The organism is Microbacterium hydrocarbonoxydans (assembly GCF_011752045.1).
Lineage (GTDB): Bacteria > Actinomycetota > Actinomycetes > Actinomycetales > Microbacteriaceae > Microbacterium.
This window is the reverse complement of the sequence record NZ_JAAKXW010000001.1, coordinates 808,420-834,605: the sequence shown is the minus strand read 5'-3', so window position 1 is coordinate 834,605 and position 26,186 is coordinate 808,420. Positions and strand designations below refer to the sequence as shown.

Below are 26,186 nucleotides of genomic sequence, written 5' to 3'. Positions count from 1 at the left end.
TGCGCGGCGAGACGCCGCCGGTCCTGATCAGTCCTCGTCGGCGTAGGGCACCGGCCAGCGGGAGTCGGGGACGTCCCAGCCGGCGGCCTTGAGTGCGCGCCGGGCGAGCTCGCGTGCCGAGTAGGGGGTGCGCACACCGCGGATGTCGCGGTAGTCCTGGTGGCCCGGTCCCGCCCAGAGGATCGCGTCTCCCTCGCCGACCAGGCCGATCGCTTCCACGATCGCCTTCTCCGGCGGGGAGGACTCGTGGATCTCGGCATCCGGTCGCGCCTGCCGGGCGCCGGCGACGAGGGTCGCCCTGATCGAGTCAGGGTCCTCGAAGCGCGGGTGGTGGTCGGTGATCACGAGGATGTCGCTGCCCTCGACGGCGGTCCGCGCCATGTCGTAGCGCTTGCTGGCGTCGCGGTCGCCGTCGGCGCCGAACAGCATCAGCACCTTCCCGGGTGTGACCCGGCGGACTGCGGCGAGGGTCTTCTCGAACGCGTCGGGGGAGTGGCCGAAGTCGACGAAGACGGCGGGGCCGTGCTCGCCGGAGATGAGCTGCGTGCGACCGGGGAGGAAGGCGCGGATGCCGCCGTCGCGCTCGAGCGCGGTGACGATGCGCTCCCAGCCGTAGCCGCCCTCGAGGAGCATGACGATCGCGAGGGCCGCGTTCGCGGCCATGTGCGGCCCGATCACGGGCACCGTCGTCGTGAGGGAACCCGCAGGGCCCGTCATCGTGAAGGTGGTGCCGGCCGCGCGCTCCTCGTCGATGCGGACGACCCAGTCGGCGAGGGCCGCCGCGTCGGGGTCGGCCGCGATGGACGGCGTGCCGACCGTGACGACGGGGATCTCGGCGCGCTCGACCACGATCGCGCCGGACGGGGAGTCGAGGCAGACGACGCCGCGGCGCGCCCGGTCGGGGCGGAACAGCGGAAGCTTCGCCTCGAAGTACTCCTCCATGTCGGCGTAGTCGTCGAGGTGATCGTGGCTGAGGTTCGTGAACCCGGCGACGTCGAACAGGATGCCGTCGACGCGGTGCCGGGAGAGGGCCTGCGCGCTGACCTCGACGGCCACGGCCTCGACGTCGCGCTCGCGCATCAGGGCCAGCAGAGCGTGCATCTCGGAGGCTTCGGGCGTCGTGAGGCGGGAGACGATGACCTCCCCGGCGATGTGCCGCTCGGCGGTGGAGGAGAGCCCGGTGACGACGCCGATCTGGTCGAGGATCCCCTCGAGGAGGTGGGAGACGCTGGTCTTGCCGTTCGTGCCGGTGGTGGCGAAGAGGAGCGGGAGCGGGTCGTCTCCGCCGGTCCCGTAGACCCAGGCGCTGAGGGCGCCGAGGACGCCTCGGGGGTCGTCGACGATGAGCACCGGAAGGCCGGCGGGCTCGGCGATGGCGGCGCCTGCGTCGTCGGTGATGATCGCGACGGCGCCCTTCTCCGCGGCGGTCACCGCGAACTCGGCGCCGTGGCGGTTGACGCCCTGGATCGCGACGAAGGCCTCGCCGGCGCGGAGGTCGGCGGTGGCGAGGGTGATCCCCGACACGGCGACTCCGTTCACGTCGCCGCGGATCTCGCGGGCGAAGCGGGAGGCGAGTTCGGACAGCTCACGCCGGGGCGGGTTCGCGGGGCGGAGCACAGGAGGCAGGCTCGGTTGCTGTTCAATCGACATGTCGCCTCAATGATCTCACGCCGCAGGGACGAACCCCGGTGCGGCACGGACGGCGCCGCACCGGGGTCCGTCCGATTCAGGCGCGGCGCCGGTAGGCGAGGACGGACACGACCAGCGCGGCGAGACCGGCGACGAGGCCGCCGGCCCCGAGGAGCAGCGGCGCGGGGTCGGATGCGGCATCCGCGATCGCGTCGCCGGCTTCCGCGGCCTCCCCGGCGCCGTGTCCGCCGTGCTCCCCGGCTGCCGTGACGGTCACGACCGGGGCCGGTGCGTCCAGGCTGTGCGGATCCTCGCCCTCCTCGGCGAGCTGGGTCCACTCGGTGCTGCCCTCGACGCAGGTCTGCACGACGGGGAAGACGAGCGTCTCGGGGCTGCTCTCGTCGAGACCGACCGCCATGCCCACCGCTCCGCGGAGGTCGGTCGGGACCGGCGCGACGGCGGTGTAGGTCACGGCGCTGACGAGCCCGTCATCGCCTCGCTCGACGTCGATGCTCCAGTCGCCGTCCGCCGTCGGAGCGACCGAGGTGAGGCCTTCCGGCATGGTGACCCGGAGGGAGGTCGTCGGAGAGCTCTCGCAGCCGTGGGCGAAGGAGAAGGTGAGGACGCCGTGGTCGCCGGCGACGAGCTCGTCGGGGGACACGGAGACGTGGGCGCCCGCCACCGCCGGGACGGCGAGGGCGAGGACGACGCCGCCGACCACGCCGGCGGTGATCCGGGCGGTGCGGCGAGGACGACGGGTGCGGATGATGGAACGCATGGGAGAACTCCTGATTGCTCTGTGCTGATTGCTCTGTGCGGGCGCGCAGATGTGCGCGGGAACCCGCGGGTGAAGGTGGTGCGCCTCCGGAACGAGGCGGTGCGGCGATCAGGCGGTGAGCGGAGGGCCGCGGCGGGTGACGCTCGCGGTGAGGACGGGGTCGGTCAGCGGGACCACCGCGGTGCGCGGAGGCGCCGGCCGCTCGTGAGCGACGGGGACCGGGGCGACCGCGTACCGCAGCAGCGCGAGCATCCAGCCGGCGATCGTGCGGACGACGGACTCGCCCCGCCAGAGGACCAGCGTCGTCAGCGTTGCCGCGACGACGTGGCCGCACAGCATGACGGCATCCGGGGCCGCGACGGCGGTGGCGGGGCCGAGAGCCGTGAGATCGAGCGTGTGCACGTGCCCGCCGAGCACGGCCTCGCCCGCGACAGGGGCGCCCAGCAGCTGGAACACGAGATGGAAGGCCGCCTGGCTGACGAGAACGGTCAGCGCCATCCGCGATCGGGAAGGGCGGGAGCCGATGAGGAGCGCGGCCGGCGGCACCAGCAGCGCCGCCACGGCGAGGATCAGCAGCGGGTGCGGCGCGGGTCCGCCGGCGAGGGTGTGCGACACAGCGGCCAGGAGGGTGGCGATCGAGGATGCCGAAGCCGCGCGCAGGAGTCGCAGCTGGCGGGAGGTCACGAGAACCAGCCTATGCGGTCCGCCGCATCCGTCCCGCGCCGTGTGCGGCGGATCCCTAGGCTGCGACCAGTAGCGTGTGCATGTGGAAGCACTGCTGTATCTGGCCGGAATCGTGTTCATGCTGATCGGCCTCGGACTGTCGATCGGTCTGCACGAGGTCGGGCACCTCCTGCCGGCGAAGCTCTTCGGCGTGCGGGTCGGGCAGTACATGATCGGCTTCGGCCCTCGGCTGTGGTCGAAGCGGATCGGCGAGACGGAGTACGGCTTCAAGCTCCTTCCGCTGGGCGGCTTCATCTCGATGTCCGGCATGTACCCGGCTTCGAAGACCTCCGGCCCCGCCAAGGGCCTCTTCCGGTCGCTGATCCAGGACGCCCGCTCCGCCAACGATGAGACGATCGCCGAGGGTGCCGAAGACCGCGTGTTCTATCGGCTCCCGGTGTGGAAGCGCGTGATCGTGATGCTCGGCGGGCCGCTGATGAACCTCATCCTCGCCGTGGTGATCTTCACGGTGCTCGTGTCGGGCATCGGCGTGCAGCAGGGGACCACGACGATCGCGTCCGTGACGCAGTGCGTGCTTCCCGCCGGGTCGACGGCGACCGAGTGCGCCGCGGACGATCCGGAATCCCCCGCGGCTGCGGCCGGCATCAAGCCGGGCGACGTGCTGATCTCCATCGACGGGCGCGAGGTGTCGACGTTCGCCGAGGCCACGGCGATCGTTCAGGCGGCGCCGGGCGAGACCCTCGATCTGGTCGTGCGCCGCGACGGTGAGGACGAGACGCTCGAGATCACGCCGATCGCGGCCGAGCGGACCCTGACGGACGCCTCAGGGCAGCCGCTCCTGGACGAGGACGGCGACCAGATCGTGAAGACGGTGGGCTACGTCGGGATGGGCGCGCAGATGGGATTCGTCCAGCAGCCTCTCACCGTCGGCCCGCAGGTGGCCGCCGACAACGTGGGCCGGGTGGCCTCCCTCATCGTCACGCTGCCGGTGCGGCTCTGGGACGTGGGGGTGTCGCTGGTCACCGGAGGAGAGCGCGACCCGAACGGGCCGCTCAGCGTCGTCGGCGTCGGGCGCATCGCCGGCGAGGTCGCGGCGACGGACGCGCCCGTGCTCAACCGTTTCTCGGTGCTGCTCGGCCTGCTCGGATCGCTGAACGTCGCGCTGTTCGTGTTCAACCTCATCCCGCTGCTCCCGCTCGACGGCGGTCACATCGTCGTCGCGCTCTGGGACGGGCTGAAGCGAGCCTGGGCGCGGATCTTCCGGCGTCCGCCGCCCGCACCGGTCGACGCCACGAAGCTCGTGCCGCTGACGATCGTCGTGGCGGTGCTGCTGATCGCGATGGGCGGACTGCTGCTCGTCGCCGACCTGTTCAATCCGGTCGACATCCTGCAGTAGCGCAGCTCAGGTCAGGGCGTGCGTGACGAGCCTTTCGAGCGTGCGGATGCCGTCGCGGGACAGGATCGACTCCAGGTGCCCCTGCACGGAGGCGAAGCGCTCGCCGCGGAGGGCGTAGACGTCTCCGGTCGCGGGATCAGCGGACACCTCTGCCGCACCCACGCGCGCGGTGCCTGCGGGCACCCGCGCGGTGAACGTGTTGTAGAACCCGATCGACGCGTCCTCCCCGAACACGGGAACCGCCTTCTGCAGGCCCTGGTGCGGGGCGTCGAGGGGCGTCAGGGCGATGCCGAGGCCGTCTGCGAGGATCTGGTGGCTGAGGCAGACGGCGAGGAGCGGGCGGCCCGTTTCGAGGCGGCGTGCGACGACCTGTCGCATCCGGGCGATCCGCGGGCTCTCCTCGTCACGGGGGTCGCCGGGGCCGGGGCCCGCTACGACGAGATCGGCGGCATCCAGCAGCTCCTCCGGAGCGTCGCTCCAGGGGGCGATGGTGACGTCCAGGCCGAGGTGGCGGAGCTGGTGCGCGAGCATCGTCGTGAAGCGATCCTCGGCATCGACGACGACGGCGGTGCGTCCCTCGAACGGACCGGTGAAGTCGTCTCCCTGCGGGTTCAGCCAGAAGTCGGCGAGACGGCCGTTGCGCGAGGCGAGAAGGGCGGCGACGGTCGGGTCGTCGGCGAGCGGCAGCCGCTCGCCGGGAGCATCCGCATCGGTCCGCGCCTCGGCGGCGCGATCCCGGTCGATGGCCCCGATCGCTCCCAGGACCCCGGCCGCCTTGCCGTGCGTCTCCGACACCTCGCCCAGGGGGTCGGAGTGCCGGACCAGCGTCGCGCCGACCGGGACGCTCAGCGCGCCGTCCTGCACGTACACGGTGCGGATGAGGATCGGGGCGTCGAGATCATGCCCGCCCTCCGCGTTCGGGGTGAACAGTGCGGCGACGCCCGAGTAGTAGCCGCGCGGCTTCTGCTCGTGGCGGCGGATCACGGCGCACGCGTTCTGCATGGGAGAGCCGGTGACGGTGGGCGCGAACATCGTCTCGCGGAGGATGTCCCGCGGGTCCAGTCGGCTACGCCCGCGGAGCATGTACTCGGTGTGGGTGAGCCGCGACATCTCCTTGAGGTGCGGACCGGTGATGCGGCCGCCGTCGGAGCAGACGGCGCTCATCATCTTGAGCTCCTCGTCGACGACCATGAAGAGCTCCTCGGTCTCCTTGGTCGAGGAGAGGAAGTCGACGAGCGTCTCCTTCGTGGCGCCGCCGGCCGGGTGACGGAACGTGCCGGAGATCGGGTTCATCGTCACCACGCCTTCGCGGGCGACGACGTGAGCCTCGGGGCTCGCGCCGACCGCGATGTGGCCGGGCGTGAACACGGCGAAGGTCCAGTACGCCCCGCGTTCGTGCGTCAGCAGAGCCCGGAACCAGGTGAGCGCGGCCGTGCGGTCGTCGACGTCGAAGCGGGCGGTGAAGTCGCGGCGGATGACGAAGTTCGCGCCCTCTCCACGGCCGATCTCGTCGGCGATCACGGTCTCGACGATGGCGGCGTACTCCTCGTCGGCGATGTCGAAGCCCTCGTCTCGCAGCGGAACCGAGACGTGGGGGAGCTCGTCGAGGAGCTCGGCCGTCGGCAGGTGCAGGTGCTCGTCCACGATGATGCAGCGCAGGGGCGCGCCGTCGTCCTGGGCGACGAAGCCGCGCTCGCGCACCTGCCGGTAGGGCACCATCGCGAACACCTCGCGCGGAGCGCCGTCGCTCGACAGGGGGATGTCGGCGAGGAGCTCGACGTCGACGACGTCGCCGCTGAGCAGTTCGACCGTGTCCGCGCCGTCGCGGGCGATCAGCACGAACGACGAGTCGCTGTCGGCGGTGAGCTCGGCGAGGCGTGAGAGTGTCATCGATGTCTCCTGTGCGGGGCTCCGGCTCGGCTCAACGAAAAGACCGCCCCGGAGGCGGTCTGGATTCGTGGGAACGCGAACACACCGCCTAGGAGGCGGGCCACCAGGTGAAGTTCGCGAGCATGGGGTGAAAACTATCACACCGTCGCATGCCGGAACCGGCTCGTGACGCGATGCTTCTTCCTGCCGGCATCCAGCCCGCGTCCATGAGGGACGCGTAGTCTTGTCTGGTGCCAGCAGTGAACCTTGGGATGCCGAAGATCCCCGAAGTCCTCGCCCCTCGCCGCAAGTCCCGTCAGATCAAGGTGGGCAAGGTGCTCGTGGGCGGCGACGCCCCCGTCAGCGTGCAGTCCATGACGACCACGAAGACCACCGACATCAACGGCACGCTCCAGCAGATCGCCGAGCTGACGGCATCCGGCTGCGAGATCGTGCGCGTCGCCGTGCCCTCGCAGGATGACGCGGACGTGCTGCACATCATCGCGAAGAAGAGCCAGATCCCGGTCATCGCGGACATCCATTTCCAGCCGAAGTACGTCTTCCAGGCGATCGACGCCGGCTGTGCCGCCGTGCGCGTGAACCCCGGGAACATCCGCAAGTTCGACGACCAGGTCGGCGCGATCGCGAAGGCCGCGAAGGATGCCGGAGTCTCGCTGCGAATCGGCGTGAACGCCGGCTCGCTCGACGCCCGCCTGCTGCAGAAGTACGGCAAGGCCACGCCGGAGGCGCTCGTCGAGAGCGCCGTCTGGGAGGCATCGCTGTTCGAGGAACACGACTTCCACGACTTCAAGATCTCCGTGAAGCACAACGATCCCGTCGTGATGGTGAAGGCGTACCGGCAGCTCGCCGAGCGCGGTGACTGGCCGCTGCACCTCGGCGTGACCGAGGCGGGCCCTGCATTCCAGGGCACCATCAAGAGCGCGACCGCGTTCGGCATCCTGCTCGGGGAGGGCATCGGCGACACCATCCGCGTCTCGCTGTCGGCCCCGCCTGCGGAGGAGGTCAAGGTCGGCCACCAGATCCTGCAGTCGCTGAACCTGCGTGAGCGCAAGCTCGAGATCGTGTCCTGCCCGTCCTGCGGACGCGCCCAGGTGGATGTGTACACGCTCGCCGAGGACGTCACGGAGGGTCTCAAGGACATGACTGTGCCGCTGCGCGTCGCCGTCATGGGCTGCGTCGTGAACGGCCCGGGCGAGGCCCGCGAGGCCGACCTCGGCGTCGCCTCCGGCAACGGCAAGGGGCAGATCTTCGTGAAGGGCGAGGTCATCAAGACCGTGCCCGAGGCGGACATCGTCGCCACGCTGATCGAGGAGGCGAACCGGATCGCCGCCGAGATGGGCCCGGACGCCCCGCTGGGCACCGCCCAGGTCGTCACGGCATGACGAGGATCTCGGTCGACGGTCTCGGCGAGCGCCATATCCTCGCCGAACGTGCGACCCTGACGGCCCGCGTCGCCATGGCGCATGCCGATCGTGATCGATCCATCGCGGCGGGGACCGCGCTGCACGCGAAGCTCGCCGATCGTGCGACGCGCCTGCGCGCTGGGGGAGAAGCCACGTGGCACTCCGTCGACGTGCTGACCACGAACGTGCGCGTATGGACGGACAAGGACGGCGGAAAGCACCAGGACCACGTCACGAGCGGCGCCGTCCGCATCAAGCTGGGCCGCCTGGACCTCGTCTCCGACGTCGTGGCGCAGCTGAGCGCACTGGGTGCAGCCGTGTCGACGGAGTGGGCGCTCACGGAGACGACGAAGACCCGAGCCACGCGCGAGCTGCGGGCGGTCGCGGTGCAGGACGCCCGTGCCAAGGCGGACGATTTCGCCGCTGCACTCGGCACGTCCGTCGACAGCGTCGCCGCCCTGCGTGAGACCAGCGGGCACGCGGCGGGCGGCCTCCGCGGCGCGGCCGGCGGGCCGAAGGACGATCTGACCATCCCCGAGATCACGGTGCGGGTTTCCGTGGTCGGGGAGTACGAGACCCTCTGAGAACGACCGAGGAGACGACGATGACCGCACCGGACGTTCCCGCGCCTGTCCAGGCGATGGTCGACGCGATCAACGACGGCGACACCGAGGCGTTCGTGGCGGCGTTCACGCCCGAGGGTTTCGTGAGCGACTGGGGCACCGTCAAGGCGGGGCCTGAGGGCGTGCGCGCCTGGGCTGACAGCGATGCGATCGGCGCTGGCGCGAAGATGATCGTGCTCTCCGCCTCGACGGAGGGTGACACCACCCGCATCCGCTTCGCCTGGTCCAGCCGCGTCTTCAACGGCGAATCCGACGGCATCCTCGTGGTGTCCGGCGACCGTCTCGCCAGCTTCACCATCCCGCCGTCGCACTGAGCGACGCTTCGCAACCCGAGCCGCGCGACGCGCGCTCTTCGATCCAGGGAGACCCATGTTCACCTCCACGACCGTGTCCTTCGCCCACGGAGCCCTCGAGGGCGACGGCATCGTGCTGCGCATCGAGGCTTCCGTCGAGGGTGCAGTGGTCGTCGTCGACGCGACGCCGTTCCATCCGGTCGACCACACCTGGCCGGATCAGCCCGGTGACTCCGGGACGATCTCGGTCGACGGCTCGTCGGCGGTCGTGACCGAGGCCGTGATGGCGGCATCCTCGGAAGGCGGTGAGTTCGCCGTCGGTTCGGACATCCCGGTGAAGCGGGGTGCCGAAGGCTGGACCTGGCTGGTCGGCCACCGGCTCGACGGCCAGGCGCCGGAGTGGCTCGCTCAGGGGGCTGCCGTGTCCCTGGCCGTCGATGCGGAGAAGCGCGCCGGCCTGAGTCGCGGTCACACCGCCTGCCACCTCGCCTCGCTCGCACTCGATCTCGCTGTGGCGGACCTCTGGCGCAAGGACCCGGGGGTCGACGCGCTGGGCAACCCGGACTTCGAGGGGAGGGCCAACCAGTCCAGCCGGATCCACGAGAACGGCGCCGTCGACGAGTACCGGCTCGGCAAGAGCCTGCGCAAGGCGGGCTTCGACACTGAGACGTTCGCCGCGACTCTCTCCGACCGCGAGAGGGCGATCAACGAGCAGCTGGCCGCATGGGTCGCCGACGGCTCCGCGAGCACGATCGTCACGCAGGGCCCGACGATCGTGGATCGTCGCAGCTGGCGGTGCGAGCTCCCGGAGGGCACGGCCGAGATCCTCTGCGGTGGCACCCACGTGCGCTCGCTGTCTGAGTTCGCCTCGATCACGGTGAACCTGGATCTCAGCGACCCTCAGCTGCTCGTCATGACGACCAGCGCGGTGCCCGCCGGCTGAGGGGTCGTCAGCCCACGATCACCACATCGCACGCAGCACCCGTTCGGCGTCCGCCCGCGTCAGCCCGGACCGCTGCGCAGCGGATGCGAATCCGCGGGCGGCATCCGCGACGTCCTGGGCGACGGTGCTCGCCGTCCTGCTCACTCGTGTGCCCGCGCCCACCCGTGAGGTGACGAGTCCCTCCTCTTCGAGCTGCCGGTAGGCCTTGGCGACGGTGCCGGGTGCGATGCCGAGATCCGTCGCGAGCTGCCGCACCGATGGCAGCCGTTCGTCTGCCGCGAGCTTTCCGGCGGTGATGAGGCCGCGAAGCTGGCTGTGGACCTGTTCCGCGGCGGTCCCGCCGAGAGGGGAGATCGTGATGATCATGTCGTCCGCGCTCCGGAGGGGCGGAGGGCGAACGCAGGGACGGGGCAGATGGCGACGACCAGCCAGAGCGCGAGCCCCAGAGTGAACGCGATCGCGCTCGCCCAATGCAATGCCGGGCCGATCGCGGCGAACGACGTGCCGGCGGTCACCAGCCCGAGCTCCTCCGTCTGGGTGGAACCGACCAGTGTGGCCGTGCCGCGCAGCGACTGCAGGACGACGGCGAGGTGCGCGAGGACGGCGGCGCAGGAGACGCGGCCGATGTTCGCTGCTCGGAGGCGCCGTTCCGCGGCATCCTGCTCGATGTCGTCCCGCCAGGCGGGACGGGGGATCAGCAGCCAGGCGCAGAACGTGACGGCGAGGAGAACCACCAGGGTCACCAGCGACGGAAGCGAGTAGTGCCAGCCGTAGATCCCGGCTCCTGCCTCCATCCCCTCGGTCCCGATCCTGATCCAGTACAAGGTGTAGTGACCCAGATCGTCGGGGCGGGAGGCCAGCCCCGCGGAGACGGAGACGGCGGCGACCGTTGCCGTGAGGCTGAGGAGCGCGATCGGCCATACCGGGCGGAGGAAGCCGCGGATCGTGCGGCGGGTCAGCTGCGCGGTCCGCGGTCTGCGCCGCGTGGGGAGCGGGACGATGAGGAAGAGGACGGAGATCACCCCGAGTGCGAGGGGGAGGACCGCGCGAGTCGTGAGGTCCATGATGGGCCCCTGGAAGGCGGTGTATCTCGGTGCGACGATGGCGAGGGCAGGCAGCGCGCCTGCGGCCACGGTCAGGGTCGCGTGTGCCGCGCTCAATCGGGGGGCTCGTCTCAGAACCGTGAGCCGGATGAGGACGGCGAGAACGGCGGCCATGACGACCGGACCCCAGACGATGAAGAAGTGGAACATCGCACCCCCGTGAATGTATCGAGCCACTGATACGAATTGTACTACTCGAGTGGCACATTCTCGAGATCGGCTTGTGAGCGGATGTGGTCAGCGCACGAACCCGGCCTGCACCCGGCCACCCGCGCGCTCCAGCTCTTCCTCGACGCGGTCAGCGAAGGCGCTGTAGTCGCCCGCGAGCAGCGGCGCGCTGAGCTGCTCGGTGCGGTCGGCGCTCAGCGCGCGCAGCCGGCGCGGCAGCCACTTGCCCGTCGCGATCCAGCGATGCTCCGTGAGGAGAATGAGCTCGGCGATCCGCTCGAACAGGACGGATGCCACGGCGCGCTGCTCCAGCGGATCGGTCGCGTCCCTGAGATCGTCGAGCACGTCGGTGATGACGTACCGGCGGAACGTCGATTCCGTGGCGCCGAGCGACGGGCCGGCGTCGAGGACAGCACCCCAGTCGCGGCGGAATCCGTCGAGTCGCCCATCGTCCCGCACGGCGATGCCCTCGACCAGCATGTGCACGATCACGGGCCGATGCTGTGCGATGCCGCGCTCGGCCCACTCCCGGAATCCCTCAGGGGTGTAGGCGAAGACCTCGAAGATCTCGCCCTCGAAGGAATGCGTCGACGCTTCGCTGGTCTTTCCGGTTTCGTCGAACAGATGGTCCCCCAGGAGCAGGAGATCGATGTCGCTCGTCCCGGTGCGTTCACCGCGCGCCGTGCTGCCGGCGACGACGGCCATCGTAGAACGCGGGTATCCGGTGGTGATGAACCTTTCGACGATCGCAGCTTCTTGTGGGTTCATGCGACGGGTCCGAACTCGACTTCGCCGCGTGCGATGTCCGCGCGGAGCACCTTCAGACGGACGACCGAACCGGGAGCCGCTCCCGCGGGAACCGGGGCGGAGGCCGTCACCGCCGGCTCGGCGATCTGGATCGTGGCGCGCTCGCCGCGGAGGTCGATGATCGTGGCCTCGACCTCCGATCCGACGAGCGGCGTGAGCAGCGCAGCTTCGACGCAGTTGATCGTCGCCGAGTCGAGTCTCGACGCCCGCTGTCCGGAGGCCTCCATGAGCGACGGGAGCTCCGGAAGGGAATCCCGTGCCCAGCTGGGCACCTCCTCGCCCCGGGACACGGCGAGGCAGATCGCCAGAGACCAGCGGTCGACGAGGCGGCGCAGGGGAGCGGTCGCATGCGCGTAGGGTGCTCCGATCGCCGCCTGTTCCGCGTCCCGGGGTGCGGAGCCGTCGAAGGCGAGGTATCCGGCCCCGCGGAACAGGGTCGCGGCTGCCTCGAGCACCGGGAGCGTGAGCGGATCCGACCGGTCCAGCGCGCGCAGGTAGTCGCCGTACCGGCCGGTCGTCCATGGCCGGGCGAGCGCCTCGGTCTGATGTCGGAACGTCTCGAACGCCTCCTCGTCGGGCTGGGGCATCGTACGCAGGATTCCCACGCCCGCGTCGAGCATCAGCGTGGCTGCGGCCATGCCGGTCATCAGGGAGAGCTGCGCGTTCCAGTCCTCGACGGCCAGCGGATGCCGGCGCACGATCGCGTACGTCCCGTCCGGCGCTCGCACAACCTCCTCATCCGGCACGTTGAGGCTTGCGCCGCCCCGCAGCCGCTCCTGCTCGAGGCGCAGCGCGCCGATCTCCGGGAGGAGCGCGGCGGGTCCGTCCTCGCCGTGATCGAGTTCCGCCTGCACCGTGCTGTAGTCGAGCCGCGCGCGGGAACGGATCAGAGCGCGCTCCAGACGGAAGTCACCCACGGCGCCGGCCGAGTCCAGTGCGAACGTCCAGACCAGAGCCGGCCGGTCGACATCGGGGAGCAGCGAGGCGCGGTCCTCGCTCAGGACGGGCGGATGCAGGGGAATCCTGCCGTCGGCCGCGTACAGCGTCTGCCCCCGTCGGCGCGCCTCGGCGTCGACCGCGCCGCCGGGAGCCACGAAGGCGGGGACATCCGCGATCGCATATCTCACCGTGTACCCCTCGCCGTCCCGCTCCAGCTGGAATGCCTGGTCAAGGTCTCGGGAGCCCAGCGGATCAAGGGTCGCGAAGGGAATGTGGCGCAGGTCCAGCTCGGGCTCGGCGGGAGACGACGCGGATGCTTCTTCGGTCACCGCCTGTGGGAACTCGACCGGCGTCCCGAGATCCTCCCGCAGTGTCGCCAGCGCGGCGGCGAGTTCTGTCTGAGCGGCGGAGGGGGCGACATGCGAGCGGCGCTGAGGCATGGATCCACACTATGCGGGCCGACTCGTCCTCGGCGGGATGCGAACAAGCGATCCGCGCGACCACGGCCCTTCAGAAGGGCGGGGGCTGGTCGTGGGTGAAGGTGACGGTGTTCAGGGGTGGGGGCCGGTCGATGTGGGTCTTGCCGGTGGGGCTGGTCCAGGCGAACACGCCGCTGTCGAGGTGCTCGACCTGCCACGGACTGTGGTGTTTCAGGACATGGTGGCGTCGGCAGAGGACGCCGAGGTTGGATGCCGTGGTGGGGCCGCCGTGGGCGGCATCCGTGGTGTGGTCGAGGTCGCTGTCCCGGGCGGCCTGGCCGCAGCCGGGGAACCGGCAGCGCTGGTCCCGCGCCTGCAGGTGGCGTTTCAGGTCGGCGGACGGCCGGTACCGGTCGACGGCCAGGATCGCCCCCGGTGATCGGGTGGGTGAGGATGCGATTCCACCCGGATGCCGCCCCGGCGAGCTGTTTCGCAGTGGCGGTGTCGATCGGGGTGCGGCCGTCCAGCTCCGCCGAGGCCGTACCCGCCCCCATCAGAGTGGTGACCGGGACAGTGATCGACACCTGCCCGGTGATCTGGGAGAGGAGCCCGTCGGGGTTGCGTGCCCGGCCGGGCGCCGGAGAGCAGCAGGTCGAGGGCGAGGTCGCAGCGCAGCTGATCGATCGTGCGCAGGTCGGGACCGGCGACTGAATCCCGGCCATCGGCATCCGGAGCACCCTGGAGGCTCTTGGCCATGCCGGTGATCCGGTCGTGGGCGCCGTGCACGAGCGCGGCTGGACCGAACACGGAGAATTCAGCCATCCCGTCGGGGTGGTCTCTCACCCAGGCGCGCCGGTCCTCCCGGGCGCCCTCGTGTCGGTCATCCACCGGTTTCGACTGGAAGCGCTCCGCGACCCTGCGTGCCATCCGCGCCGTCCGGTTCGGGGACTCCGCCGCAGCGAACCCCACCATCTGCGCCGCGTACGCGTCACGGTCCGCGGGATCGTCGAGGTGCTCACCGGCGTCGAGGATGACCGGGCGAGATCGGCGCTGATCCGCCCGGCGCCCTGCGCCTGCCACACGCGCGGGAACCGCTCCACCAGGAACGACGCCTCGCTCATCCGGCGCTGCACCGTCCGGTCACTGACCCGCAACGCGGCTGCGAACTCGGCCGCGACCGCCCGGGTCGTCAGGTCCCCGAAGTCCTCATGCCCGGCCTCCTCCGCGACCTGCAGGGCGAGACGGGCGCCGACGGCGAGCATCCCGTCCCGGGCGGCCTGCAGCATGCTGATCGTCCGGTCCATCTCCACGATCGAATCCGTGAGCGCACCCAACGCGTCCACCTGCTCGATGGTCGCGTCCGCCGTGCCGTCATACCCCTATGAAACCAGGGGCCACCGACATTCCCACCCCAGATCAGCGAAGAAAACAGACCATGCTTGCCACCCGGCGCGGAACAGGCCGTGTTACACCCGCGCGACCCCGCTCCCGGCGTGGCGGGTTAGCGTGGATCCATGACGATTGCAGCCAAGGCCCAGCGCCTCATCGACCTCTACGAAGCCCCCGAGATCCTCCGCGTCGTGAACGTCTGGGACGTCGTGTCCGCCAAGGCCGTGGCCGCGCTCCCGGAGACCAAGGCCATCGCGACCGCTGGCCACGGCATCGCCGCCTCCTTCGGCTACTCCGACGGCAGCACGCCGCGCGATGTCATGATCGACATGGTCGGGCGCATCGCGGCATCCGTCGATGTGCCGGTGACCGCCGACCTCGACGACGGCTATGGGGACGCGGGGGAGACCACCCGCCTCGCCATCGGAGCCGGCGTCGTCGGCGCGAACGTCGAGGACCGCCTGAAGCCGCTGGACGAGTCCGTGGCCGCGGTCGAGGCCATCGTCAAGGCCGCGGCGGCCGAGGGCGTGCCGTTCGCACTCAACGCGCGCACCGACGCGTTCGTCCGTGGCGGGGGACGCCCCGTGAAGGAGAGCGTCGCCGATGCGATCCAGCGTGGGCGCGCCTTCATCGACGCCGGCGCGACGGCGGTCTTCGTCCCCGGCATCCTGGACGCGAACATCACCCGTCAGCTGGTCGACGGCATCGGCGTCGGCAAGGTCAGCGTGATCGGCCTGCCGGGCGCTCTCACCGCCACCGAGTACGAATCGCTCGGCGTCGCCCGCATCTCGTACGGGCCGCTCCCGCAGCGCGTCGCGCTGACCGCGACGCAGGAGCTCGCCGCGAGCCTGTACGCCGGTGGCGTGATCCCGTCGGGGCTGCCCGCGCTCAACTGAGCCCGCGGGGGACGGGTGACCGCGGTTCACTAGACTTGGCCCGTGGTCACTCGTCTCTCCAACTTCTTCCTCCGCACCCTCCGCGAAGACCCTGCTGACGCAGAGGTCACCAGCCATCGGCTGCTGGTCCGCGCCGGCTACATCCGCCGTGCCGCCCCAGGAGTGTTCACCTGGCTGCCGCTGGGTCTGAAGGTGAAGGCGCGCATCGAGGCGATCATCCGCGACGAGATGTCGAACGCCGGCGCGCAGGAGGTGCACTTCCCTGCGCTGCTGCCGCGCGAGCCGTACGAGCTCTCCGGTCGCTGGGAGTCCTATGGCGACGGCATCTTCCGCCTCCAGGACCGCAAGGGCGCCGACTACCTTCTCGCGCCGACGCACGAGGAGATGTTCACCCTGCTCGTGAAGGACCTGTACTCCTCGTACAAGGACCTGCCGCTCACGATCTACCAGATCCAGGACAAGTACCGCGATGAGGCGCGTCCCCGCGCCGGGCTCCTCCGCGGCCGCGAGTTCACGATGAAGGACGCCTATTCCTTCGACTCGTCGGATGCCGGCCTCGAGGCCAGCTACCAGGCGCAGCGCGACGCCTACGAGCGCATCTTCCAGCGCCTGGGCCTCGAGTACGTCATCGTCAACGCCGACAACGGTCTGATGGGCGGCGCCCGCAGCGAGGAGTTCCTGCACCCGACCCCGGTCGGGGAGGACACCTTCGTCCGCAGCGCCGGTGGGTACGCCGCGAACGTCGAGGCCTTCTCGACCGCGGTTCCGGCGCCGGTGCCGTTCGACGCCGACGCGGCACCCGTCGTCTTCGATTCTCCGGACACTCCGACCATCGAGACGCTGGTCGCGCACTGCAACGCGAACCTCGAGGGGGAGTTCACCGCCGCCGACACGCTGAAGAACGTCGTGCTCGCGCTGACGCATCTCGACGGCACCCGCGAGCTCGTCGTCGTCGGCATCCCGGGTGACCGCGAGGTCGACGAGAAGCGCGCCGAGGTCGCGTTCGCGCCGGCCGAGGTCGAGACGGCGACCGCGGAGGACTTCGAGAACAATCCCCTCCTGGTGAAGGGGTACATCGGGCCCTGGTCCCCGACGGGCGCCGTCCTCGGGGAGGAGTCGGCCACCGGCATCCGCTACCTGGTCGACCCCCGCGTCAGCGAGGGCACCAGCTGGATCACCGGCGCGAACATCGACGAGAAGCACGCGCACTCCGTCGTCGCCGGACGCGACTTCTTCGCCGACGGCATCGCCGAGATCGCGGACGTCCGCCCCGGCGATCCGGCCCCGGACGGCTCCGGCCCCGTGGAGCTCGCCCGCGGGATGGAGATCGGCCACGTCTTCCAGCTGGGCCGCTTCTTCGCAGAGACGCTCGGGCTGAAGGTCCTCGACGAGAACGGCAAGCTCGTCACCGTCACAATGGGTTCGTACGGCATCGGCGTCACCCGCATCCTCGCGATCATCGCCGAGCTCAACAACGACGACAAGGGCCTCATCTGGCCGGCGTCCGTCGCCCCGTTCGACGTCCATGTCGTCGCCGCAGGCCGCGACCAGGTCGCCTTCGATGTCGCCGCCGACCTCTCGGCGCAGCTCGAGGCCGCCGGGCTCGACGTCCTCTACGACGACCGTCCCAAGGTGTCGCCCGGTGTGAAGTTCGGCGACGCCGAGCTCGTCGGCGTCCCGAAGATCGTCATCGTCGGGCGCGGCGCGGCCGACGGGCAGGTCGAGCTGTGGGACCGCAGCACGGGCGAGCGCGACGCCGTCTCTCTCGCCGACGCGATCGAGCGCCTCGCGCGACGCTGACCGCATCGCCCCCCGCCGGGGGCCCCCGCCGCCGCCCGCCGGCGGCCGGCGGCGTTGCGGGGCGGCTCCCGCGCTCGCCGCATGCGACGCTGGGGACATGATCGACGAATCCCTGCCAGAGGCCCTGAGCGCCGAGATCAACGCCGTGCTGGACGAAGCCGGCGTGGTCGAGGATCGGCGACTGGTGATGCGGATGCTGCGCACCGCCATCCTCCTCGGCGAGGACCGCACCGACCGGCTCGACCTGAAGATCGCGTCGGCGGCGCTGGCGGAGATGAGGGACGCCTTCCGCCTGTTCGCGCCGTACCGCGATGTGCCCAAGGTCACCGTGTTCGGGTCGGCGCGCACGCTGCAGGACGATCCGCTCTACCGTCAGGCCCGCGATGTCGCCGCGGCGCTCGCGACGGACGGGTGGATGGTGGTCACCGGTGCCGGCCCAGGCATCATGCAGGCGGCCGCGGAGGGCGCAGGGCCGGCGCTGTCGCTCGGCGTCTCCATCCGCCTCCCGTTCGAGGAGAAGGCGAACGGCGTGGCTGCAGTGCAGGACAACGTCGTGGCGATGAAGTACTTCTTCACCCGCAAGCTCATGCTGATGAAGGAGTCCCGCGGCTTCATCTGCCTCCCGGGAGGGTTCGGCACGCTCGACGAGATGTTCGAGCTGCTGACCCTGCAGCAGACCGGCAAGGCGGAGCCGATGCCGATCGTGCTGCTCGACCAGGAGGGCGGAACGTTCTGGACGGGGCTGAAGAGATTCATCGACGAGGATCTCACCCCGACCGGCGTGATCTCCCCGGGCGACTTCGACCGCGTGCTGATCACCGACTCGGTCGAGAAGGCGACCGCGGAGATCACCGGCTTCTGGCACAACTACGATTCGCTGCGCTGGGTGGGGGACACGCTGGTGCTGCGGCTGCGAGTGCCGCCGACGGACGCCGAGCTCGACGAGCTGAACGAGCGATTCGGCGGCATGCTCGCCTCAGGCCGCATCGAGCGCAGCGAGCCGCGGCAGCCCGAGGTCGCCGACGGGGACGCGCTTCACCTGCCGCGTCTCGTGCTGCACCTCGAGCAGCGCAAGGTCGGCAGCCTCTTCCGGCTCATCGGCGCGATCAACGCCCTGCCGTCCGCCGGGTGATCGCGAAGGGTTCAGACCGCGTTCACGCGCGCGTCACCTGACGGGACGAAGCTGACCTGCGCAGCATCCCGACGAGGAGGACCCGATGACGCTGACCGATCCCATCCGCCGCCCGCTCCCCATGGCAGACCATGTGCGCGGCAAGCGCTCCGCCGTGACGTGCCAGCTCAAGTGCGCGAACGCGTGTCTCGGCCCGGAGTGCAACACCTCCGCGAACGAGGACTTCCGTTCGATCGCCTCTGCCGTGTTCTCGCGCCGGGCGCTCTTCGGCCTCGGTGCGGCTGCCGCCGTCGCCATCGCGGTCGGCGCCGGCCGCCAGGCGCCCGTCTCCGCGCCGGCCGCCGCGGGTGCGGGCGATCTCGGCGTCTCCCTGGGGAAGCCGGGCAACGCCGGTCTCTCGTTCGGCCCGATCGCCTCGGTGCCGGCCGACGTCGACGCCGTCACCGTCCCTGACGGATTCACCTGGAAGCCCATCATCCGCTGGGGCGACCCGCTCTTCTCCCGCACGCCCGCCTTCGACCTCGCCGGCCAGACCCCTGAGGCGCAGGCCGAGCAGTTCGGCTACAACAGCGACTACCTCGACATCGTCGCCGACCCGAGCGGCAAGACGGGCGTCCTCGTGAACAACCACGAGTACGTCAACCCGAACCTCATGTTCCCCGCGACGACGGATGCCGCCGAGCTCCGCCGCCGCGGAGACATCTACAAGGCCGCGCAGGGCATGTCGGTCGTCGACATCAGCCGCCGCAGGGTCGGCGAGCCGTGGTCGTACGTCGTGGACGGTCGCCGCAACCGCCGGATCACCGTCGAGACGGTGTTCGAGCTCACCGGACCGGCCGCGGGTTCCGACCTCGTCAAGACGGCCGCCGACCCCGAGGGGCGCTGGGTCCACGGCACCCTCGGCAACTGCGCCGGTGGCACCACGCCGTGGGGCACCATCCTCTCCGGCGAGGAGAACTTCAACGGGTATTTCGCCTGGGCGGCGGACACCGCCGAGCAGAAGCGCTACTCCGGCTCGAGCACCACGTCGACCTCGACGGGCTGGGAGACCTACGACCCCCGCTTCGACGCGCACAACCCCGACTACGTCAACGAGCCGAACCGCTTCGGGTACATCGTCGAGATCGACCCGCAGGACCCGACGTCCACCCCCCGCAAGCACACCGCCATGGGACGCTTCAAGCACGAGGGTGCCAACGTGCACGTCGCCGAGGACGGCCGCGTCGTCGCGTACATGGGCGATGACGAGCGCAACGACTACCTGTACAAGTTCGTCTCGAAGAACCGCATCTCCGGTTCGCGCAAGAAGAACCTGAACCTGCTCAGCGAGGGAGACCTCTACGTCGCGAAGTTCACCGGCAACTCGCCGGCAGCGGAGATCACCGGCACCGGCGCGCTGCCGTCCGACGGCGCCTTCGACGGCACCGGCACGTGGGTCCCGCTGACCCAGGGCGGGAAGAGCGTCGTGCCCGGTTTCACCACCGAGCAGGTACTGGTCTACACCCGCCTCGCCGCGGACGCCGTCGGTGCGACGAAGATGGACCGCCCCGAGGACGTGCAGCCCAACCCGCTGACCGGCAAGGTCTACGTGGCGCTCACCAACAACTCCCGGCGCAGCGCCGTCGACGAGGTCAACCCCGTCACCGGCAACCGCTACGGCCACGTCGTGGAGCTCACCGAGACCGCCGGACAGGCAGGAACGACCTTCGGCTGGAGCATCCTGCTGCTCTGCGGCGACCCCGCCACCTTCGAGAACGCGTACTTCGCCGGATTCCCGAAGGAGCTCGTCTCGCCGATCTCCTGCCCGGACAACGTCGCCTTCGACTCCGAGGGCAACCTGTGGATCTCGACGGACGGCGCCCCGAGCACCATCGGCCGCAACGACGGGCTCTTCAAGGTCCCGCTCACGGGCTCCGAGCGCGGGCACGTGCAGCAGTTCCTCGCCGTCCCGCGCGACGCCGAGACCTGCGGCCCGGTCATCCACGACAAGGAAGGCCTCGTCTTCGTCGCCGTGCAGCACCCGGGTGAGGACGGCACCTTCGAGGCGCCGAACTCGCTGTTCCCCGACTACGGCTCGACGGCTCCCGGCGACGTTCCCGGTGCGCCGCGGCCGGCGGTCGTGCAGGTGTATCGCGCCTGACCCGCGTTCCGAGACGGGCGCTCAGGACTCCTGGGCGCCCGTCTCGCGTGCGAGGAGGCCGGCGGCGAACGCCCCGAGATCCACGGGCCTGCCGAGGATCCGCTCGGCGGCGCGGTGCCCGGAGTAATACGCGGCGCCGACGGTGGCGGGCTCCTCGCCCCAGGTCGCCTCACCGGCGAAGTGCAGCACTCCGTCGACGGGACCGGCGAGCGCGTCGTGGTCGTGATGCGACGACCCGACGGCGAGGTGGGAGTACGAGCCGACGGAGTGCGGGTCATCGCCCCAGCGGGTGATCCAGTGCGCCACCGGATCGCCGACCGCGTCGCCGTACAGGCGGCGGAGCGCCGCGACGGCGCTCTCGACGATCTCCGCGTCCGGGAGCGTCTGCATCCGGCGGCCGAGGGGGCCGGCCGCGAAGGTCAGCAGCGTGGGGCGTCCGCTGACGGCCGAGACGTCGTACCAGGAGTGCCAGTGCTCGCCGGCCTCGCCGAGCGCACGGAGGACATAGTCCTCCTCTCGCCAGAAGCGCTCGGGGAACTGCAGGAAGACCTTGTTGAACACGCCCATGCCGAGTCTCGCGATGGGGCCGGCCACCTCTTCGGGCAGGGGAGGGTCGAACACGATCGTCTCCGCCTTCAGCACGCCGAGCGGAACCGTCACGACCACCTGGCCGGCGAGGAGATCCCCGTGATCGGTGGTGACGACGAGGCCCTCGGCGGATCTCATCACGCGGGACACCACGTGCCCGAGCCGGATGTCCAGTCCGGCCGCCATGCGGCGCGGGAGCTCGTCGTAGCCGCGAGGGAAGATCACCTCGTCGCCGTCGATCGCGTCCTCGTCGAGCCCGTGCGCGTCGAGGTCCCCGATCCAGGCGCCGCACTGCTCCTCGACCCGGTGCCGGAAGAACTCCCGGATCTCGTCGATGCGCTCCGGCTCCAGCCCGGAGCGGTCGAGTGCGCGCTCGGTCGCATCGAGGTAGGTGTCACCGGGCGAGGAGACGGCGACCTCCTCCAGGAGCAGGCGGTCCACCGCGTCGACGTCGTCCGCCCACCGGGCGGCGGCCGCGTCATCCATCGGCCTGCCGTCGCCGTCGAAATGCGCCATCGGGCGCCCGCCGACCTGGAAGCTGCCGACGGTGTACTCCAGGGTCGGGATGCTGAGCGCCTGCACGAGATCCCACAGCGGAGAGCCGTCGATACCGTGGATCCAGGACGCGCCGAGGTCCACGGGGAACCCGGCAGACCGATCCGTGTGCATGCGCCCGCCGACCCGGTCGCGCGCCTCCAGCACGACCACCCTCTGCCCGGCATCCGCCAGCATCCGCGCCGCCGTCGCACCGGAGATGCCGGCGCCGATCACGATCGTGTCGAACCTCGTCACGCTGCACAGGGTATCGTTGTACGGATGTCGCGCGTGCGAACAGGCGCGACGAGAGCTGAATAGGGAGCCGTCATGGACATCGAACTGAGTCTTCTGCGTGGGATCGAGAAGGAGAAGGCGATCCCCTTCGACGAACTCGTCGCGATCATCGAGCAGGCCATTCTGACCGCCTACAACAAGCACGTCGCAGGTGACGGCCCCGCACCCGAAGGTGTCCGCGTCGCGCTCGACCGCAAGACGGGTCACGTCGACGTCCTCCAGGTCGTCCGGGACGAAGAGGGCGCGATCATCGGCGAAGAGGACGCGACGCCCGACGACTTCGGCCGCATCGCCGCCTTCGCCGCGAAGCAGGTCATCAGCCAGCGCCTGCGCGACATCGCCGACGACGCCGTGCTCGGCGAGTTCAAGGGCAAGGAGGGCGACATCGTCGCCGGCGTCATCCAGCAGGGACCGAACCCGCGGATGATCCACGTCGACCTCGGATCGGTCGAGGCGATCCTTCCTCCCGAGGAGCAGGTGCCCGGTGAGGAGTACACCCACGGCGCACGCCTGCGCGTGTACGTCACCAGTGTCGCGAAGGGCCTCAAGGGTCCGCAGATCACCGTCTCGCGCACGCACCCGGGCCTGGTCCGCAAGCTCTTCGCGCTGGAGGTCCCGGAGATCGCGGCGGGGCTCGTCGAGATCGTCTCGCTCGCGCGCGAGGCCGGCCACCGCACGAAGATCGCGGTGAAGGCGAACGACCCGTCGATCAACGCCAAGGGCGCCTGCATCGGGGAGCTCGGACGCCGAGTCCGCGCCGTCACGGAGGAGCTCGCGGGGGAGAAGATCGACATCGTCGATCACGACCCCGAGCTCGCCGCCTTCGTCGCCAACGCCCTGTCGCCTGCCAAGGTCACCAGCGCGTTCATCCTCGACGCGGGCACGAAGGCCGTCCGCGCCCTGGTGCCGGACTACCAGCTGTCGCTCGCGATCGGCAAGGAGGGCCAGAACGCGCGCCTGGCCGCCAAGCTCACCGGTGCCAAGATCGACATCCAGCCCGACAGCGTCCTGGACTGACCCCTCGACCCCGACTCGCTACCTTCGCGCGTGAGCCGGGGCGGAACGCAGGTGTAAGATGGATCCCGTACGAACGTGCGTCGGCTGTCGCACGCGTGCTTCCCGCTCCACCCTGCTCAGGGTGGTGAGCCAAGACAACACCCTCGTCATCGATGAGCGTGCTGTCCTGCCGGGACGCGGCGCGTGGGTGCATCCGACGCAGGAGTGCATGGATGCCGCACTGCGGCGCCGTGCCTTCGGACGCGCACTCCGTGTGTCCCCGGCTCTGGAATTCCCCGAGGCCGAGGACGCGCAGACCATCCAACGGTACTTCCACCGGAACAAAGGCTGAACGGCTATGGAAACAAAGTGAACGGCTCGAGATGAGACCCGTCCGCGACTAATGGTCTGCCCTGCCTGGGCCGACCGACCCAGACAGGAGAATTGTGGCTGCCAAACCACGCGTACATGAGATCGCCGCTGAACTCGGCGTCGACAGCAAGGTCGCACTTGCGAAGCTCAAGGAACTGGGCGAGTTCGTCAAGAGCCCGTCCTCGACCATCGAGCCCCCGGTCGCGCGCAAGCTGCGCGCCGCCATCGAAGCCGACGGCTCGCTGAAGGCGTCCGACGCCGCGGCCCCCGCTTCCAAGCCGGCGGCGCCTGCTGCGAAGCCCGGCGCGCCCAAGCCGGCCGCCAAGTCCGGCGCGCCCGTCCCCGGCCCGAAGCCGGGCCCCAAGCCCGCCGCCGAGGCGCCCGCCCCCGCTGCTCCGGCAGCTCCGGCGGAGACCCCGGCGCCTGCCGCGCAGGCTCCGGCCGCCCCTGCGGCGCCGAAGCCCTCTGCCGGTGCAGGGGCGAAGCCCGGTGACAACGCCGCGCCGAAGCCCGGTGCCAATGCCGCGGCGAAGCCCGGTGCCCCGCGCCCCGGAAACAACCCGTTCTCCTCCTCGCAGGGGATGGGCCAGCGCCCGGCGGGACCCCGCCCGGGCAACAACCCCTTCGCCTCGGCGCAGGGCATGGGTCAGCGTCCCACCCCCGGCAACATCCCGCGTCCGCAGGCGCCGCGCCCCGGCGCACCGCGTCCTGGCGCTCCCCGTCCCGGTTCCCCCCGTCCCGGCGCTCCGCGCGGCGGTCAGGGCGGTCGTCCCGGCGCACCGTTCCAGCAGCGTCCCGGCGGTCCCGGTCGTCCCGGCGGCGCCGGCGCGCCCGGTGCAGGTCCCGGCGCTCGTCCCGGCGGCGGCGGCTTCGCCGGCCGTCCGGGCGGTGGCGGCGGCCGTGGCCGCGGCCCCGGCGGTGGCACCGCTGGCGCCTTCGGCAAGGGTGGCGGCAAGAGCAAGCAGCGCAAGTCGCGTCGGGCGAAGCGGCAGGAGTTCGAGATGCGGTCGGCGCCGGTCGTCGGCGGCGTCAACGTCTCCAAGGGCAACGGCGAGATCATCCGCCTGCGCCGTGGTGCTTCCATCTCCGACTTCGCCGACAAGCTCGAGGCGCTGAACGGCTACACCGTCCAGCCCGGAACGCTCGTCACCATCCTGTTCAACCTGGGTGAGATGGCCACCGCGACCGAGTCCCTCGACGAGGCCACCTTCGAGATCCTCGGCGAGGAGCTCGGCTACAAGATCCAGATGGTGTCGCCCGAGGACGAGGACAAGGAGCTCCTGGAGGGCTTCGGTCTCGACCTCGAGGCCGAGCTGGAGAACGAGAGCGACGAGGACCTGGAGATCCGCCCGCCGGTGGTCACCGTCATGGGTCACGTCGACCACGGTAAGACCCGCCTCCTCGACGCCATCCGTCAGACCAACGTCATCGAGGGTGAGGCCGGCGGCATCACCCAGCACATCGGCGCCTACCAGGTCTGGACCGAGCACGAGGGCATCGAGCGGGCCATCACCTTCATCGACACCCCTGGTCACGAGGCGTTCACCGCCATGCGTGCCCGTGGTGCGCAGGTCACCGACCTCGCGATCCTCGTGGTCGCCGCCGACGACGGCATCATGCCGCAGACGGTGGAGGCGCTGAACCACGCGCAGGCGGCGAACGTGCCGATCGTGGTCGCGGTGAACAAGGTGGACAAGCCCGAGGCGAACCCGGCCAAGGTGCGCCAGCAGCTCACCGAGTACGGCCTGGTCGCCGAGGAGTACGGCGGCGACGTCATGTTCGTCGACGTGTCGGCCCGTGCCGGCACCGGCATCGCCGAGCTTCTGGACGCCGTCCTGCTCACCGCGGACGCCGGCCTCGACCTCACCGCGAACCCGAACAAGGCCGCTCGAGGAGTCGCCATCGAGGCGAAGCTCGACAAGGGCCGCGGCTCGGTCGCGACGGTGCTCATCCAGTCCGGAACGCTCCGTGTCGGCGACGCGATCGTCGCAGGCACCGCCTACGGCCGCGTGCGCGCCATGGCAGACGAGAACGGCGAGGCGGTCGAAGAGGCCTACCCGTCGCGTCCGGTCCAGGTGCAGGGTCTGAACTCCGTGCCCCGCGCCGGTGACGTGTTCATCGTCACCGACGAGGACCGCATGGCCCGTCAGATCGCCGAGAAGCGCGAGGCCGTCGAGCGCAACGCCCAGCTGGCCAAGGCCCGCAAGCGCATCTCGCTCGAGGACTTCACCCGTGCTCTGGAAGAGGGCAAGGTCGAGTCGCTCAACCTCATCATCAAGGGTGACGTCTCCGGTGCCGTCGAGGCGCTCGAGGAGTCGCTGCTCAAGATCGAGGTCGACGACTCGGTGCAGCTGCGCATCATCCACCGCGGTGTGGGTGCGATCACCGAGTCCGACGTGAACCTGGCGACGATCGACAACGCGATCATCGTGGGCTTCAACGTCCGCCCCGACACGAAGGCGCGCGAGCGCGCCTCCCGCGAGGGCGTGGACATCCGGTTCTACTCGGTCATCTACAACGCGATCGACGAGATCGAGAACTCCCTCAAGGGCATGCTCAAGCCGGAGTTCGAAGAGGTCCAGTCGGGTGTCGCCGAGATCCGCGAGGTGTTCCGCTCCTCGAAGTTCGGCAACATCGCGGGTGTCATCGTGCGGTCGGGAACGATCACGCGCAACGCCAAGGCCCGTGTCATCCGCGACGGCGTGGTCATCGCCGACGGACTGGCGATCGAGTCGCTGCGCCGCTTCAAGGACGACGTCACCGAGGTCCGCACGGACTACGAGGCGGGTATCGGCCTGGGCAAGTACAACGACATCCAGATCGGCGACGAGATCGAGACCACCGAGCTCGTCGAGAAGCCGCGCGGCTGATCAGTACCCGGTCGTTGAGCGAGGAGCGAAGCGACGAGACGAAACGCTCCGTGAGGGGCGTTTCGTCTCGCTTCGCTCGCTCAACGAACGGACTCAG

The 26,186-nt window shown here is 70.5% G+C and carries 23 protein-coding genes; 13 read left to right on the top strand and 10 right to left on the bottom strand.

Annotated features, from left to right (window positions below):
- Nucleotides 1-27 precede the first annotated feature (27 nt).
- The 3 genes from G6G98_RS03960 to G6G98_RS03950 all read right to left on the bottom strand — a co-directional run bounded on the left by G6G98_RS03960 (nucleotide 28) and on the right by G6G98_RS03950 (nucleotide 3,091).
- Entirely contained in the window at nucleotides 28-1,650 is a 1,623-nt protein-coding gene (locus G6G98_RS03960) for a Mur ligase family protein (RefSeq protein ID WP_208321418.1), read from the bottom strand.
- Between the two features lie 76 nt (nucleotides 1,651-1,726).
- Complete coding sequence (locus G6G98_RS03955; RefSeq protein WP_164233639.1) at nucleotides 1,727-2,407, bottom strand: YcnI family copper-binding membrane protein; 681 nt, start codon at nucleotides 2,405-2,407, stop codon at nucleotides 1,727-1,729.
- A 108-nt stretch (nucleotides 2,408-2,515) separates the two neighbouring features.
- Nucleotides 2,516-3,091 carry a hypothetical protein gene (locus G6G98_RS03950; RefSeq protein WP_164233640.1) on the bottom strand — a complete coding sequence of 192 codons (576 nt, stop codon included), beginning with the start codon at nucleotides 3,089-3,091 and terminating at the stop codon, nucleotides 2,516-2,518.
- A gap of 82 nt (nucleotides 3,092-3,173) precedes the next feature.
- Between G6G98_RS03950 and G6G98_RS03945 the strand changes: the two genes are divergently transcribed.
- A complete protein-coding gene (locus G6G98_RS03945) occupies nucleotides 3,174-4,487 on the top strand; it encodes a M50 family metallopeptidase (protein ID WP_164233641.1) in 1,314 nt (437 codons plus the stop codon).
- Between the two features lie 6 nt (nucleotides 4,488-4,493).
- Here the strand turns inward: G6G98_RS03945 and G6G98_RS03940 are convergent, their stop codons facing one another.
- Complete coding sequence (locus G6G98_RS03940) at nucleotides 4,494-6,377, bottom strand: chorismate-binding protein (protein WP_164233642.1); 1,884 nt, start codon at nucleotides 6,375-6,377, stop codon at nucleotides 4,494-4,496.
- Nucleotides 6,378-6,628: 251 nt separating this feature from the next.
- Here G6G98_RS03940 and ispG point away from each other — a divergent pair, with 251 nt between their 5' ends.
- From ispG to G6G98_RS03920, 4 genes are read left to right on the top strand one after another with little or no spacing between them, the layout of a single operon-like run.
- Nucleotides 6,629-7,759, top strand: a complete 1,131-nt coding sequence (gene ispG / locus G6G98_RS03935) for a flavodoxin-dependent (E)-4-hydroxy-3-methylbut-2-enyl-diphosphate synthase (RefSeq protein ID WP_164233936.1) — start codon at nucleotides 6,629-6,631, stop codon at nucleotides 7,757-7,759.
- Complete coding sequence (locus tag G6G98_RS03930; RefSeq protein ID WP_164233643.1) at nucleotides 7,756-8,364, top strand: SIMPL domain-containing protein; 609 nt, start codon at nucleotides 7,756-7,758, stop codon at nucleotides 8,362-8,364. Before ispG ends, G6G98_RS03930 begins: the two co-directional genes overlap by 4 nt.
- 20 nt (nucleotides 8,365-8,384) lie before the next feature.
- A complete protein-coding gene (locus tag G6G98_RS03925; RefSeq protein WP_164233644.1) occupies nucleotides 8,385-8,717 on the top strand; it encodes a nuclear transport factor 2 family protein in 333 nt (110 codons plus the stop codon).
- A gap of 55 nt (nucleotides 8,718-8,772) precedes the next feature.
- On the top strand, nucleotides 8,773-9,639 hold the full coding sequence (locus G6G98_RS03920) for a hypothetical protein (RefSeq protein WP_164233645.1): 867 nt from the start codon (nucleotides 8,773-8,775) through the stop codon (nucleotides 9,637-9,639).
- Between the two features lie 18 nt (nucleotides 9,640-9,657).
- Here the strand turns inward: G6G98_RS03920 and G6G98_RS03915 are convergent, their stop codons facing one another.
- From G6G98_RS03915 to G6G98_RS03900, 4 genes are read right to left on the bottom strand one after another with little or no spacing between them, the layout of a single operon-like run.
- Complete coding sequence (locus tag G6G98_RS03915) at nucleotides 9,658-10,005, bottom strand: GntR family transcriptional regulator (RefSeq protein ID WP_164233646.1); 348 nt, start codon at nucleotides 10,003-10,005, stop codon at nucleotides 9,658-9,660.
- Complete coding sequence (locus G6G98_RS03910; RefSeq protein WP_164233647.1) at nucleotides 10,002-10,919, bottom strand: hypothetical protein; 918 nt, start codon at nucleotides 10,917-10,919, stop codon at nucleotides 10,002-10,004. The genes G6G98_RS03915 and G6G98_RS03910 overlap by 4 nt, the downstream gene beginning before the upstream one ends.
- 60 nt (nucleotides 10,920-10,979) lie before the next feature.
- Nucleotides 10,980-11,678 carry a nucleotidyltransferase domain-containing protein gene (locus G6G98_RS03905; RefSeq protein WP_164233648.1) on the bottom strand — a complete coding sequence of 233 codons (699 nt, stop codon included), beginning with the start codon at nucleotides 11,676-11,678 and terminating at the stop codon, nucleotides 10,980-10,982.
- Complete coding sequence (locus G6G98_RS03900; protein ID WP_164233649.1) at nucleotides 11,675-13,096, bottom strand: RNB domain-containing ribonuclease; 1,422 nt, start codon at nucleotides 13,094-13,096, stop codon at nucleotides 11,675-11,677. Before G6G98_RS03900 ends, G6G98_RS03905 begins: the two co-directional genes overlap by 4 nt.
- Nucleotides 13,097-13,636: 540 nt before the next feature.
- Here G6G98_RS03900 and G6G98_RS03895 point away from each other — a divergent pair.
- Nucleotides 13,637-13,786 (top strand): hypothetical protein, encoded by a 150-nt coding sequence (locus G6G98_RS03895; RefSeq protein ID WP_164233650.1) that lies wholly within the window; start codon nucleotides 13,637-13,639, stop codon nucleotides 13,784-13,786.
- 128 nt (nucleotides 13,787-13,914) lie between these two features.
- Here the strand turns inward: G6G98_RS03895 and G6G98_RS03890 are convergent, their stop codons facing one another.
- Nucleotides 13,915-14,418 (bottom strand): DUF222 domain-containing protein, encoded by a 504-nt coding sequence (locus G6G98_RS03890; RefSeq protein ID WP_164233651.1) that lies wholly within the window; start codon nucleotides 14,416-14,418, stop codon nucleotides 13,915-13,917.
- Nucleotides 14,419-14,589: 171 nt separating this feature from the next.
- Between G6G98_RS03890 and G6G98_RS03885 the strand changes: the two genes are divergently transcribed.
- From G6G98_RS03885 to G6G98_RS03870, 4 genes are all read left to right on the top strand, one after another.
- Nucleotides 14,590-15,360, top strand: coding sequence for an isocitrate lyase/PEP mutase family protein (locus G6G98_RS03885; RefSeq protein WP_067351010.1), 771 nt, complete (start codon nucleotides 14,590-14,592; stop codon nucleotides 15,358-15,360).
- Nucleotides 15,361-15,402: 42 nt separating this feature from the next.
- Nucleotides 15,403-17,160, top strand: a complete 1,758-nt coding sequence (locus G6G98_RS03880; protein ID WP_164233652.1) for a proline--tRNA ligase — start codon at nucleotides 15,403-15,405, stop codon at nucleotides 17,158-17,160.
- 97 nt (nucleotides 17,161-17,257) lie between these two features.
- A complete protein-coding gene (locus G6G98_RS03875; protein WP_067351017.1) occupies nucleotides 17,258-18,292 on the top strand; it encodes a TIGR00730 family Rossman fold protein in 1,035 nt (344 codons plus the stop codon).
- A gap of 85 nt (nucleotides 18,293-18,377) precedes the next feature.
- Nucleotides 18,378-20,432, top strand: coding sequence for a PhoX family protein (locus tag G6G98_RS03870; RefSeq protein WP_208321417.1), 2,055 nt, complete (start codon nucleotides 18,378-18,380; stop codon nucleotides 20,430-20,432).
- Between the two features lie 21 nt (nucleotides 20,433-20,453).
- On the opposite strand, the gene G6G98_RS03865 is transcribed toward G6G98_RS03870, so the two are convergent.
- The gene (locus tag G6G98_RS03865; protein ID WP_164233653.1) at nucleotides 20,454-21,812 is read right to left on the bottom strand and encodes a flavin monoamine oxidase family protein; all 1,359 of its coding nucleotides are present in this window, start codon (nucleotides 21,810-21,812) and stop codon (nucleotides 20,454-20,456) included.
- 72 nt (nucleotides 21,813-21,884) lie between these two features.
- Here G6G98_RS03865 and nusA point away from each other — a divergent pair, with 72 nt between their 5' ends.
- The 3 genes from nusA to infB all read left to right on the top strand — a co-directional run bounded on the left by nusA (nucleotide 21,885) and on the right by infB (nucleotide 26,089).
- On the top strand, nucleotides 21,885-22,868 hold the full coding sequence (gene nusA / locus G6G98_RS03860; protein WP_067351022.1) for a transcription termination factor NusA: 984 nt from the start codon (nucleotides 21,885-21,887) through the stop codon (nucleotides 22,866-22,868).
- 58 nt (nucleotides 22,869-22,926) lie between these two features.
- The gene (locus G6G98_RS03855; protein WP_084788249.1) at nucleotides 22,927-23,199 is read left to right on the top strand and encodes a YlxR family protein; all 273 of its coding nucleotides are present in this window, start codon (nucleotides 22,927-22,929) and stop codon (nucleotides 23,197-23,199) included.
- Between the two features lie 94 nt (nucleotides 23,200-23,293).
- Nucleotides 23,294-26,089: a translation initiation factor IF-2 gene (gene infB, locus G6G98_RS03850; RefSeq protein WP_067351025.1), complete on the top strand. Its 2,796-nt coding sequence runs from the start codon at nucleotides 23,294-23,296 to the stop codon at nucleotides 26,087-26,089.
- Nucleotides 26,090-26,186 lie beyond the last annotated feature (97 nt).